Below are 12,324 nucleotides of genomic sequence, written 5' to 3'. Positions count from 1 at the left end.
GGAATATCTTGAATATAACATTAGATGAAAAAGGGAAACAGTACTTATTGGAGTCAATTAGAGATATTCCAGATTTTCCTAAACCTGGAATTGTTTTTAAAGATATTACAACACTCCTTAATAATAAAGAAGCATATAAATTTTTGATGGATCATTTAGAACAAAGATATAAAGATATGAACTTAGAATATATCGCTGGACTTGATGCGAGAGGTTTTATTTTTGGAGCTGCTTTAGCTGATAGACTTGGTATTGGATTTGTACCTGTTCGAAAAAAAGGAAAATTACCATCTACAACTGTATGTGAAAAATATGAATTAGAGTATGGTTTTGATGAAGTTGAAATCCATATTGATGCGTTTGATAACAAAGAAGGTGCGAGAGTTTTAATAATTGATGATTTATGTGCTACAGGTGGAACTGCAAATGCCGCTTGCAAACTTGTAACAGCAACAAAAGCGAACCTTATTGAGGTGTGCTTTTTAATGAATTTGAAATTTTTAAAAGGTGACGAAAAAATAAAACAACATGCAGCTGTTTATAGTGTATTAGATATTTAAAAGGTTTATATAATAATGAATAATTACATCCCAACACCAAGTAAACATGATCCAGATGAAAATGGACATTTCGGAATATTCGGGGGACGATATGTTCCTGAAACACTTATGCCTATTTTATTAGAACTAGAAACGAGTTATAATAAATATAGATTTGATAAAGATTTTTGGGAAGAGGTAAACTACTACTTAAAAGAGTATGTTGGTCGTCCAAATCCACTTTATTTTGCTGAAAATATTAGTAAAGAATTAGATTGTAAAGTTTATTTAAAAAGAGAAGATTTAAACCATACAGGTGCACACAAAGTCAACAATGTTATAGCTCAAGGGTTACTTGCTAAAAGACTTGGTAAAACAAAAGTTATAGCAGAAACAGGAGCGGGACAACATGGTGTAGCAACAGCTACAATAGCAGCTCTTATGGGTCTTGAATGCACCGTATTTATGGGTGCAAAAGATGTTGAAAGACAAAAACTTAATGTATTTCGAATGAAACTATTGGGTGCAAAAGTGGTTGCAGTTGAGAGTGGAAGTCGATCTTTAAAAGATGCTATGAATGATGCTATTCGATTTTGGGTTACAAACGCTAGAGATACTTTTTATATTATAGGAACTGTTGCTGGTCCTCATCCATATCCTATGATGGTAAGAGATTTTCAATCAATCATCGGATGGGAAACAAGACAACAAATTTTAGAAAAAGAAAACAGACTGCCAGATAAAGTAGTAGCTTGTATTGGTGGTGGCTCAAACGCTATAGGTATGTTTTCTCACTTTTTAGAAGATGAAGATGTTGAGTGTGTTGGAATTGAAGCTGGTGGACATGGAATAGAAACCAATATGCATGGCTGTAGTTTAAAAAAAGGAACACCTGGTATTTTACATGGACAATGTTCTTATTTACTTCAAGATGAAGATGGACAAGTAACTGAAGCACACTCTATTTCTGCTGGATTAGATTATCCAGGAATTGGACCTGAGCATAGTTACCATAATGACTTAGGTACAGTAACTTATGACAATATCACTGATGATGAAGCGATGGATGCTTTTGTATGGCTAAGTCGTGCAGAAGGAATTATTCCTGCTTTTGAATCAAGTCATGCTATTGCATATTTGAAAAAAGTAAAAGAAGAGATAAAAGGTAAAATTGTAGTGATTAATCTATCTGGTCGTGGAGATAAAGATATGGTTCAAGCTCAAAGTTTATTGAATTTAGACTAGAGATTTTTATATGAATTTCCTTAAACGACACTCTGGAAAAATAGCGACAATTGTTGTTGTATTATTTTTTTCATATCTAGCTTATAATTTATACTATGCTCCTGCAGAAGGAGTAACAAATAAGTTTATATATCTTATGAAAGAGTATGGATATATCATCTTATTTGCGTGGAGTATTTTAGAAGGTGAGATGGGTCTTATTATGGCTGGATTACTTTGTCATACTGGTGATATGTGGCTTCCTATTGCTATTTTTGTTGCAGGACTTGGTGGGTTTGTTGGTGATCAAATCTATTTTTACATCGGTAGGTATAATAAATCTTATGTGTATCATAAATTTAAAGGGCAGAGGAGAAAATTTGCTTTAGCTCATCTTCTTCTAAAAAAATATGGTTGGCCTATTATCTTTGCACAAAGATATATGTATGGGATGAGAACTATTATTCCTATCTCAATTGGGCTTACGCGATATGATGCAAAAATGTTTGCATTTATCAACCTTCTGAGTGCATGGATGTGGGCTTCTATTACGATTATACCTGTTTGGTATTTTGGTGAAGAGATATTAGAAGTATTAGAAGTTGTAAAACAGTATTGGTATTTTGCAATTCCAATTGCTTTACTATTTGGAGGAAGTATTATATACTATTTTCAAAAAGCTACAAAAAAATAATAAAGGAAAAAAATGAATTTAAATTTAACAATAAAAAAAATTGATACAGATGTAGAGATTGTTTTAATAAAAAAGAAAAAAATCAAAGAAAATAAAGAGGTATTGAAAAATCTTAATTTTAAAGGAAATGATGAAGAGTGTGTTTTACTACCTGGTTTAAAAAAACTATATGTTGGGTGTGAGAATAGTGACCATGATAGTATTAGAATAGCAGTAGCAACGGCAGTAAAAAAGTTAAACACTACTCAGTTTAAATCGGCATATATAAAAGTGAAGTCAAACTTAAATGCTTATATCGATGGTTTTGAATTGGGAAATTATACTTTTACAAAATACAAATCTAAACAAGATGAAATTATCGAAAAAAATATTTATATGGAAGTTGAAAAAATAGACACAAATATTCAAAAAGAGTTTGAAGAGTCAGTGTCTATTTGTAACTCTGTAAATATGGTACGAGATTTTGTTAATACTCCACCTGAAGATTTTTATCCAGCTATTATGGCAAATCACGCTGTAAATATTGCAAAAGAAAATAATCTTGAGTGTAAAATTTTGGATGAAGATTATTTAATAGAAAATAATATGGGTTCTATGTTGGCAGTTGGTAGAGCAAGTAGACATAGATCAAAACTTATACATTTGACATACAAGCCATCTGGAAAAGTTAAAGCAACAGCAAAAATTGTTCTTATAGGAAAAGGTCTTACTTATGATAGTGGAGGATTGAGTTTAAAACCAGCTGATTTTATGGTAAGTATGAAAAGTGATAAAAGTGGAGGATGTGCTGTTTTAGGTATTATGAATACAATTTCATCTTTAAATTTACCTATTGAAGTACATGGAATTGTTGGTGCAGTTGAAAATATGATAGGTGGAGATGCTTATAAACCAGATGATGTTTTAACTGCAAGAAATGGTAAAACTATTGAAGTGAAAAACACTGATGCTGAGGGAAGACTAGTACTTGCTGATTGTTTATGTTATGCACAAGATGAGATAGATAATATAGATTATATGCTTGATTTTGCGACACTTACAGGAGCTTGTGTTGTTGGTGTTGGTCAATATACAAGTGGAATCATGGGGAATAATCATTCTCTTATGTCAAAAATTGTTAAAAGCGCTTCAAAAAGTGGTGAGTTAGCAACAACATTACCTTTTAATAGATATTTGAAAAAAACACTTAAAAGTGAGATAGCTGATATATCAAATATCGCTAGTACTCGATATGGTGGAGCTATAACAGCAGGTATGTTTTTGGATAATTTTGTAAAAGATAAAAATAAAGATAAATGGGTACATATAGATATAGCAGGTCCTGCATTTGTAGAGAGTGCTTGGGGATACAATCCACATGGTGCTTCAGGTGCTGGAGTACGATTAGCTATTGAATTTATGAAAAATATTTAGTATTTTTTTGTAACTCTAGGGTAACAAAACTTCGCTATAATATATAAAAGATTTAAAGGAAATTTAATGAATAAAAGAACTAAAATATTAGCAACTATTGGACCTGCAAGTGATACTGTAGAGATTATTGAAAGTTTAATTAAAGCTGGTGCAAATTTATTTAGATTGAACTTTTCACATGGTACACACGAGTATCATGGGCAAACTATAAAAAACATTAGAAAAGCTATGAAAAACCTTGATACAACAGTGGGTATCTTACAAGATATTTCTGGACCAAAGGTTCGAATTGGTGAACTTAAAGAGGATTTTGATCTTCATAGAAATGATGAAATTAGATTTATCAAAGAGGAGATTGTAGGATATAGAGAAGAGAGTAAAAAATTTGTAGTATCTATTAACTATCCTGAGCTTCTTGACAAAGTAAAAGAGGGTGAATATATCTATTTATACGATGGAGTAATTCGAGCTAAGGTTATTAAAACTGGTAAAGAGGTTGTTGCTCGTGTTGAAAACCATGGTACTTTGGGTTCAAGAAAAGGGATAAACTTTCCAAATACAAAAATTGATATAAATGTTATTACTAAAAAAGATGAAAAAGATATCAAATGGGGTGTAGAAAACAAAGTAGACTATTTTGCTATCTCTTTTGTTCAAAATGCAAAAGATATGATAAAAGCTAGATCTTTACTTGATGGTTATGCTGGTAAACTTATTGCAAAAATCGAAAAGTTTGATGCGGTTGAAAATATTGATGAGATTTTAGATAATTCTGATGGATTGATGGTTGCTCGTGGTGATTTAGGAATAGAAGTTCCTTACTATGATGTACCAACGATTCAGAAAAAACTTATTAAAAAAGCAAATATGGCTTCAAAACCTGTTATTACAGCTACCCAAATGCTTTTATCTATGACACATAATGAAAGAGCAACAAGAGCAGAGATTTCAGATGTTGCAAATGCAGTTTTAGATGGTACTGATGTTGTTATGTTAAGTGAAGAGAGTGCTATTGGTGAAAACCCTCGAAATGTTGTAGAAAGTATGAGTAATATTATTGCTAAAACAGAAGAGATATATGACTATGTAAAACAATATGAGATGAGCTATTTAGATGACTTTGATGTGATTCAAGCAACAGTTACAAGACTTGCAGATGATATTGAAGCTAAAGGTATTTTAGCTCTTACAAGTTCAGGTCAAAGTGCGATAAGAATGTCTAGATATAGACCAAAAACTCCTATTTTAGCTTTTGCACATGAGAAAAAAGTACTGAACTCTTTAACAATGGGATGGGGAATACTACCTGTTGATACGATTAAAGAATCTCATGCTTCAAAAATGTTTCAAAAAATGTTAAAAACTTTAGATAAAAAAGGATTATTAGATAAAAAAGGTCCTTATGTTGCTACTGTTGGTTATCCAGTTGGGATGCCAGGAAGTACAAATACAATCAAAATTTTAAATGAAGATGAGATCGAGTATTATTTAAATTTAAAAGATAAAAAATAGAAATAACCTTTATTTATCTTGTATTGTAGTATTAATTGCTACAATACAACTCTAAAGGTTATAAAATTTGAAAAAAGTTTCTCTCTCTATTAAAATTACCATGCTTCTTATTGCTATGACAACTATGATGTCAAATGTAGCAATAGTAACAGCTCTACCACATCTAAAAGATTATTTTTCAGATACAAAAAATATAGAATTTTTATCTCGTATGATGATAACACTTCCCTCATTAGCCATCGCATTTTTAGCACCTGTTTTGGGGCATTTTGTTTATAAAATAGGGAGAAAAAAGTCTGCTCTTATTGCATTATTACTTTTTACGGTTATGGGAAGTTCTGGAGTATATTTAGATACTATGAATTTGCTTTTATTTTCAAGATTTATGCTAGGAATTGCTATAGCAATTTTGATGATAGTTTCCACATCATTAATAGGGGACTATTTTCAAGGGGAAGCACGACATAAATTTATGGGTCAACAAGGTGCTTTTATCTCACTTGGTGGTGTAGTTTTTGTTGTTGGTGGAGGAATACTATCAGATATAAACTGGAGATATTCTTTTGCTATTTATACTATAGGTTTTTTGCTTATTCCTCTTGTATATACTTTTTTAAATGAAAAAGTAATCGAAAATTTTGTTGTTGAAGATGACTCTGATTTGAATGCAAATCTGTTTTTTATCTATTTCTTAGCATTTTTATTGATGCTTATTTTTTATATATTACCTACTCAAATACCATTTTTAATTATGAACCATTTTAATGCTTCAGGTACTATGGCAGGAGCTATTATAGCAACAGCGTTTATCTCAAATGGAATAGGAGCTATAACTTTTAGAAAATTTAAACAACGCTTTACTCATGCTCAAATATATATTATAGGGATGATTATCATAGGGTTTGGTTTTATTGGTATAGGATTGGTTCATAATGTATACTTTTTCTTTTTAACTTCACCTATTATGGGATTTGGTGGAGGAATACTTATGACAAATATGACCGCATGGATGCTCAGCCGTACACATCACACACAACGAATACACAAATCAGCCTATCTTACTAGTGCATTATTTTTAGGACAATTTTTCTCACCTATTATTTTTCACCCTGTTGTAAGTTACTTTAGTATCGAATATTTTTTTACGGTAGTTGGAATAGGGGTTTTGAGTATAACCCTATTCAATTATATTCTTTTAAATAGACAAATTTATAAGTAAAAATATAAATATTATCTATATTTGATTATGAAGATGACAAAGATGAAGTGTGAAAAAAATACAAGTAATTTAATTCGCAATATTACTAGCAATATTTAAATTTTTAGAAATTAATAATGTTCTGTAGTGTCATATTTTAAAGCTTTTAATAATATATTTTACTAGAAATACAACTAGCAATAATTTTATCTATTTTATGCTATCATATTCCATAAAAGGAGATTTTATGGAATTTACACCAATTATCCCTACAAATCTAAATGGTATTATAAGTAGTGAACATCTAAAATTAGCAGAAAAGATATGTATAAAAAGTGCAGCTTTAAAAGGCTCTCATAATGAGTATATAATCAATGAAATAGTTACTCTTCTGCGTAAAACAAACAGCTACTATTCAAATAGAATCGAATCAGAAGGAACACATCCTATAGATATTGATAAAGCTATGAATAAAAAGTTTTCAAATGATGAAAAAAAGAGAAATTTACAAAAACTTTCATTAGCTCATATTGAGGTTCAAAAGTATATTGAAAAACATGTTGACACAATAAATGATGTTTATGAACAAAAGTTTATTCTTGATATTCATAAACAATTTTATATGCAAGATGGAATGGATAGTTATCTTCATATAGAGTATGGTGATTTAAAAACAACAATGACCCCTGGAACATTTAGACATAGAGATGTATATGTTGGAAATCATCAAGCTCCTGCAAAAGAGAAAGTGAAAAGTTTACTGATTCATTTTGATACTATGTATAATCAATCTAAGCATTTATCTAAAGCAGAACAACTAATTTATGCACTATGTTCACACCATAGATTAGTTTGGATTCATCCATTTTTAGATGGCAATGGAAGAGTGTCTCGTTTGTTTTTAGATTATTTACTCTTTAAAATTGATCTTGATGGTTATGGACTATGGAATATTTCAAGAGGATTAGCAAGAGATGTTGATAAATACAAATCATCGTTACAATATGCAGATATGATAGTGCAAGGTTCACAAGATGGAAGAGGAGCATTATCAAACAGAGGTTTATCTTCATTTTTGGATTTTATGCTTGAAACTTCACTAGATCAAGTAGAATATATGAATAAATATTTAAAAATAGATTCCCTTGGAAATAATATAGACAAGTATGTCAAATTATCTCAAAATGGTTTTTTTGATGATGAACCACTTCCTAAATATTCAGAACTACTTTTTAAAGAGTTGCTGATAAAAGGAAGTATTAGTAGAGGTGAAGTGGCAAATATTATAGGGAAAAGTACAAGAACAGCTACAACACTTGTAAGTAAACTACTTAAAGCTGATTTTTTATCTTCTAGAAGTCATAAAGAAGCTATATCATTAAAATTTAACTCACATTTTGCATCATACATTATTCCTGAGTTGTTCCCTTTAAAATAGATATATTAAACAAAACAGACATAAAGATGTCGATTTGGTATCTTATAATGCTTTATAAGTAGTTAGGTAGATATTAGCGATGGGGGCTAAGGTTGAAAAGTTTAATGACGATTTACAAGGTAGTATAGGTGTTTTAAAAATCAAAAAAATTATGACGAATGTGTTATCAATATTTAATATAAATGAATTATAAAAGGAAAAATTGATGAAAAATATCTTTCTGGTAATTTTTACATTACTTGTGACAAGTTGTGTAATGAAACCAACACAAATGCATCTAAATAAAAATGTCACTACTATTGGTATACATGTATCTAATAATAATGATGAAGGATTTAAAGATAAACTTTACACAAGATTAGGTAAAAATAAAGTCTTAAAGTTATCAAGCAACCAATTAATTGTAAATGTTATTCAAAATGAAGTTGTACATACAAAATATAAAAAGAAAATTTATGTTAAAAACGATATTTATACCTATAAAATTTGTTATGTAGATACTCACAATTTTACAGTGGATTTAGAATACGCAAAAAATAGTAAAATAGTGGCAAAAGAATTAGTAAAAACAACTACTGTAAATGATAGTTGTGATAGTTATATACTTGAAGATTATAAAGCATATACTATTGAAAAAAACATGGAAAAATTATTAAAATTTTAAATCAACGCTCACCATAAGACCTAATAATAATATCTTCATTTAATTTCCTTTTTTTATTTTAGAAGTGACTACCAACCCTCTACTCTTTGAAATACCTTATATGGTATCACAAGCTCACCGCCAGATTTTTTAAAATCCCTAGCCATTTGCTCAATACCTTCGCTTATATATCCCTCGTCTGTTACCTTAATCCCTTTGTTTTCATAATAAACCATTGTAATCTCCTCTTGTAATATTTACATAAAGAATTATATATTTATTATGCTTAAGTCTATTCTAACAAGTTATGCTTTCTGAGGTTGGAGTGGAGAACTTCAATAGTAAAACTTTGATGAATCGTAGAAAGAGGAATTCTGTAAATATCTTTTAAAAATCATTTTCTGGTTTTATAACTCAACTAAAAATCTTCCTTTGGTGATGGGTGTTTTGAGTTCATGCATGATATTTCTTATAAAAACATCTTTTGCATTTTCTTTTAAAAAATCTAGACACATATTTGTATCTCCAACAGAATCAATTTTTTCTTGAAGTTTAGATAATGGAGAAAGTTTTTTATATACAGTATTCTTACTTTGAGTGGGAGTATTTCCAATGCAAAGATACTTTTAACACAAAAAAGATATAATTATTTAAACTATAAAGGACTTATATGCAACTTTCAGAAGATATTAAACATATGAATATGACTGATAAATTTATCATAATGGAACAGCTTTGGGAAGAAATGAGTCGAAATGTCGAAGATGATAGATTTACTCCTCATTGGCATTTAGCAATACTTAACGATATAGAGGAAAAAGAGAAAGAGGGAAAACTCAAGTTTTCAAATTTTGATGATGTTAAAAAAAGACTACAGTCAATAACAAAATGAAAATCTACTTAACGGATAATGCTGAAACTCATATAGCTAATGGTATCAACTTTTATGAATCACAAAAAGAGGGCTTAGGCAATTACTTTTTAGATACAGTATCTTCTGATATTGAATCTTTACATATATATTATGGAATCCATATCAAAATCAAAAATTATGAAAGAGTTTTATCTAAGCGATTTCCTTATGCTATATATTATAGATATGATGAAACTACAATTTATATTTATGCAGTTCTAGATTGTCGTCAAAATCCAGATATCATCAAAGGACAATTAAAATAAATATAAATAAAGGATTTATAACACAATAGTAAAAGTATTCGTATTATTCTGATAGTTATATTGAAGTTTGAAGTTATGTGCATCTAAAATACTTTTGATGATATAGAGTCCTAGTCCAAAACTCTCTTTATCGTTTGAGGTATTACTGAAAAATGGTTCATAATATTTCTCTAAATTATATTGTAAAGGTTTTCCTGTGTTTTGGAAAATAAGCTTATCTTCTATAACAGATATTTTGACTTTATTATCAAAAGAATATTTGAGTGCATTATCAATGAGGTTTTTTACTACTATAGAAAATAGTTTAAAATTGAGATGATATTTACAATTATTTTGATTTATTTCTATTTTATTTTCATCTTCTATCATCATCATATCTAAAACATTTTCAATAATATCATCAAAAAAAATATCTTTTTTTTCAATACTATCTTTTTTAGCAATCACCTCTTCAATAACAGCAAATTCACTAATAAGCGACTCTAGCTGATGAAAAACTGTTTGTAGTTTAGCTTTATTTTGTTGGTTATTTTCTAATTCAACCAAAAATCTTCCTTTGGTGATGGGTGTTTTGAGTTCATGCATGATATTTCTTATAAAAACATCTCTTGCATTCTTGAGTTGATTTATATTTTTTGATTTATCTAAAAGAGCTTTTGCCAAAAGTGACACTTCATCTTTTGCAGTTTCTTTTAAAAAATCTAGACACATATTTGTATCTCCAATAAAATCAATTTTTTCTTGAAGTTCAGATAATGGAGAAAGTTTTTTATATATAGTATACGCAATAAATAAAATTGCAATAAGTAAAAATAAAAATATAAACAATGTAAGATTACGGCTCATATCTATTTTTGTTTCTTTATCGATGATGATGAACTCTTCAAACGGAGTTTGAAAATGTAAAATATTGTACTCTTTTGTTTTAAAAATATGTAAAAGAATATTTTCCATTCTTTTACGCATGATAAGCTTTAATTCTTTTGTTTCCAATAGTTTTTTTATCTTTTTATCTTTATCAATAAGGTCTAAATCCATCTCATCTATCATTCTTCTAAGGTCATTTGTAAACCCAAATCGTGAATATTCTTGGTTTATAATTTTAGTAATAGTCATATATTTTCGTTTTAGACTATTAAAATTATTTTTGTTATCTATCTCAATAATCGTAAAAAAACTTACAAATAAGAGTAGTATAGTGATAAAAAGACTAATGGCAAGATTAAAAAAAATAGAATGCTTATTGAACAAATTTATACCCCATACCTCTTATAGTTTGAAGATATTTTATCTCTTTTGTATTATCTTCAATTTTATTTCGTAAACGATTTATGATAACAGAAAGAGAACTTGAGTTTTCCATATCACTATTTAAGTAATGCACATTATCAAAAATATCTTCTCTACTGATAACAAAACCTTCTCTTTGTATAAATAAAGCTAATATTTCAAACTCTGCAGGGGTTAGTTTTAAAGCTATATTATTTTTAGATATAACTTTTTTTTCTTCATTATATAAAAATATTTTTTCTTTTTTTATCTGTTTGGGTTGCGAAGTTTTATTAACTCTTCTTAGAATAGTTTTGATACGAATTTCGAGTTCTCTTGGGTCATAAGGTTTTGGAAGATAGTCATCAGCTCCTAACTGTAAAGCTGTAACTTTATCCGTGATATCACTTCTTGCACTAGAGATGATAATAGGTATGTCATGTTTTTTTAAAAGTTCTTGACATACTTCTAAACCATCAAGTCCAGGAAGTGTTAAGTCTAATATAATGAGATCATATTTTTTCAGACCAATACTACTAAGACCTATAAATGGGTCTTCGTAGTTTGTTACTTGTATATTAAAAGTAAGAAGATATTGCGTAAGTACTTCAGCTAACTCTGTATCATCTTCTATCATGGCAACTTGAACCATTTTTACCTCTTTTGTTTTTCATATTTTTAAATGTTTGAATCTCTTTATTTAGTTTATCTTTTTGTTCTTTATTTAAAATAGCATAGATATCTTCTATTAAATCAGCTTTGAGTTTTATTTTATCTTCTTTTGTTTTTGTTCGTGCTTCTATGTATGCTTTTTTATCAAAACCATCTTTTTTAAAAGCATTAAATCTATCAAATCTTTTATTTTTAAATTCTTGGATAGTTTCATCGATTTTTGTTATTTGTGTTTTTTCTAATTTTAAGTCATAAACAGCTCCAATAATAAATCTACTTATATCACCTCTATGACCTCTTCTTTGTTTTTTATCATGATTTTTATATCCATGATATTTTTTGTATCCCTCTTTGTGTTTTACACATTTATGAGACTTACAATTTTTCCCTTCTTGATTATTGTTATGCGTGTTGTTTGCATATATTGATGTTGCTGCAAATAAAGCTGTTGCAAATAGTACAGATTTTTTAATGTTTTTCATGTTATATCCTTTTTTTTTGTATTGAAAGTATAAACTATTGAAGTTAACGACTATTTAACTT

At 28.8% G+C, this 12,324-nt stretch carries 14 protein-coding genes; 10 read left to right on the top strand and 4 right to left on the bottom strand.

Annotated features, from left to right (window positions below; all coding sequences use genetic code 11):
• Positions 1–14: 14 nt before the first annotated feature.
• From ACMCMH_RS01205 to ACMCMH_RS01170, 8 genes are all read left to right on the top strand, one after another.
• Positions 15–560 (top strand): adenine phosphoribosyltransferase, encoded by a 546-nt coding sequence (locus tag ACMCMH_RS01205; RefSeq protein ID WP_412728028.1) that lies wholly within the window; start codon positions 15–17, stop codon positions 558–560.
• Between the two features lie 15 nt (positions 561–575).
• On the top strand, positions 576–1,784 hold the full coding sequence (gene trpB / locus ACMCMH_RS01200) for a tryptophan synthase subunit beta (protein ID WP_412726283.1): 1,209 nt from the start codon (positions 576–578) through the stop codon (positions 1,782–1,784).
• Positions 1,785–1,794: 10 nt separating this feature from the next.
• Positions 1,795–2,457, top strand: a complete 663-nt coding sequence (locus ACMCMH_RS01195) for a DedA family protein (RefSeq protein ID WP_412726281.1) — start codon at positions 1,795–1,797, stop codon at positions 2,455–2,457.
• 12 nt (positions 2,458–2,469) lie between these two features.
• Positions 2,470–3,870: a leucyl aminopeptidase gene (locus tag ACMCMH_RS01190; RefSeq protein ID WP_412726279.1), complete on the top strand. Its 1,401-nt coding sequence runs from the start codon at positions 2,470–2,472 to the stop codon at positions 3,868–3,870.
• A gap of 66 nt (positions 3,871–3,936) precedes the next feature.
• The gene (gene pyk / locus ACMCMH_RS01185; RefSeq protein ID WP_412726277.1) at positions 3,937–5,382 is read left to right on the top strand and encodes a pyruvate kinase; all 1,446 of its coding nucleotides are present in this window, start codon (positions 3,937–3,939) and stop codon (positions 5,380–5,382) included.
• 67 nt (positions 5,383–5,449) lie between these two features.
• Positions 5,450–6,601 carry an MFS transporter gene (locus tag ACMCMH_RS01180; RefSeq protein WP_412726275.1) on the top strand — a complete coding sequence of 384 codons (1,152 nt, stop codon included), beginning with the start codon at positions 5,450–5,452 and terminating at the stop codon, positions 6,599–6,601.
• Positions 6,602–6,827: 226 nt separating this feature from the next.
• Positions 6,828–8,018 (top strand): Fic family protein, encoded by a 1,191-nt coding sequence (locus ACMCMH_RS01175; protein WP_412726273.1) that lies wholly within the window; start codon positions 6,828–6,830, stop codon positions 8,016–8,018.
• 205 nt (positions 8,019–8,223) lie between these two features.
• Entirely contained in the window at positions 8,224–8,682 is a 459-nt protein-coding gene (locus ACMCMH_RS01170) for a hypothetical protein (RefSeq protein ID WP_412726271.1), read from the top strand.
• A gap of 68 nt (positions 8,683–8,750) precedes the next feature.
• Here the strand turns inward: ACMCMH_RS01170 and ACMCMH_RS01165 are convergent, their stop codons facing one another.
• Positions 8,751–8,897, bottom strand: a complete 147-nt coding sequence (locus ACMCMH_RS01165; RefSeq protein ID WP_412726269.1) for a hypothetical protein — start codon at positions 8,895–8,897, stop codon at positions 8,751–8,753.
• Between the two features lie 434 nt (positions 8,898–9,331).
• On the opposite strand from ACMCMH_RS01165, the gene ACMCMH_RS01160 reads away from it, so the two are divergent.
• Complete coding sequence (locus tag ACMCMH_RS01160) at positions 9,332–9,553, top strand: addiction module protein (protein WP_412726267.1); 222 nt, start codon at positions 9,332–9,334, stop codon at positions 9,551–9,553.
• Entirely contained in the window at positions 9,550–9,840 is a 291-nt protein-coding gene (locus ACMCMH_RS01155; RefSeq protein WP_412726265.1) for a type II toxin-antitoxin system RelE/ParE family toxin, read from the top strand. The genes ACMCMH_RS01160 and ACMCMH_RS01155 overlap by 4 nt, the downstream gene beginning before the upstream one ends.
• 15 nt (positions 9,841–9,855) lie before the next feature.
• Here the strand turns inward: ACMCMH_RS01155 and ACMCMH_RS01150 are convergent, their stop codons facing one another.
• Genes ACMCMH_RS01150 through ACMCMH_RS01140 form a run of 3 tightly spaced genes read right to left on the bottom strand, consistent with a single transcriptional unit; the run spans position 9,856 to position 12,263 of the window.
• Complete coding sequence (locus ACMCMH_RS01150) at positions 9,856–11,091, bottom strand: ArsS family sensor histidine kinase (protein ID WP_412726263.1); 1,236 nt, start codon at positions 11,089–11,091, stop codon at positions 9,856–9,858.
• The gene (locus ACMCMH_RS01145) at positions 11,081–11,761 is read right to left on the bottom strand and encodes a response regulator transcription factor (RefSeq protein ID WP_412726261.1); all 681 of its coding nucleotides are present in this window, start codon (positions 11,759–11,761) and stop codon (positions 11,081–11,083) included. The genes ACMCMH_RS01150 and ACMCMH_RS01145 overlap by 11 nt, the downstream gene beginning before the upstream one ends.
• Entirely contained in the window at positions 11,733–12,263 is a 531-nt protein-coding gene (locus ACMCMH_RS01140) for a hypothetical protein (protein WP_412726259.1), read from the bottom strand. The genes ACMCMH_RS01145 and ACMCMH_RS01140 overlap by 29 nt, the downstream gene beginning before the upstream one ends.
• Positions 12,264–12,324: the final 61 nt, after the last annotated feature.

The organism is Arcobacter sp. 15-2 (genome assembly GCF_047159865.1).
Classification (GTDB): domain Bacteria; phylum Campylobacterota; class Campylobacteria; order Campylobacterales; family Arcobacteraceae; genus JAIOSF01.
Note: the sequence above shows the minus strand (reverse complement) of the source record. Positions and strands in the feature narration are given on the sequence as shown.

Coding starts and splice junctions, on each gene's coding strand:
- trpB (WP_412726283.1), top strand. CDS start 576: ATGAATAATTACATCCCAACACCAAGTAAACATGATCCAGATGAAAAT.
- ACMCMH_RS01195 (WP_412726281.1), top strand. CDS start 1,795: ATGAATTTCCTTAAACGACACTCTGGAAAAATAGCGACAATTGTTGTT.
- ACMCMH_RS01190 (WP_412726279.1), top strand. CDS start 2,470: ATGAATTTAAATTTAACAATAAAAAAAATTGATACAGATGTAGAGATT.
- pyk (WP_412726277.1), top strand. CDS start 3,937: ATGAATAAAAGAACTAAAATATTAGCAACTATTGGACCTGCAAGTGAT.
- ACMCMH_RS01175 (WP_412726273.1), top strand. CDS start 6,828: ATGGAATTTACACCAATTATCCCTACAAATCTAAATGGTATTATAAGT.
- ACMCMH_RS01170 (WP_412726271.1), top strand. CDS start 8,224: ATGAAAAATATCTTTCTGGTAATTTTTACATTACTTGTGACAAGTTGT.
- ACMCMH_RS01165 (WP_412726269.1), bottom strand. CDS start 8,897: ATGGTTTATTATGAAAACAAAGGGATTAAGGTAACAGACGAGGGATAT.
- ACMCMH_RS01160 (WP_412726267.1), top strand. CDS start 9,332: ATGCAACTTTCAGAAGATATTAAACATATGAATATGACTGATAAATTT.
- ACMCMH_RS01155 (WP_412726265.1), top strand. CDS start 9,550: ATGAAAATCTACTTAACGGATAATGCTGAAACTCATATAGCTAATGGT.
- ACMCMH_RS01145 (WP_412726261.1), bottom strand. CDS start 11,761: ATGGTTCAAGTTGCCATGATAGAAGATGATACAGAGTTAGCTGAAGTA.
- ACMCMH_RS01140 (WP_412726259.1), bottom strand. CDS start 12,263: ATGAAAAACATTAAAAAATCTGTACTATTTGCAACAGCTTTATTTGCA.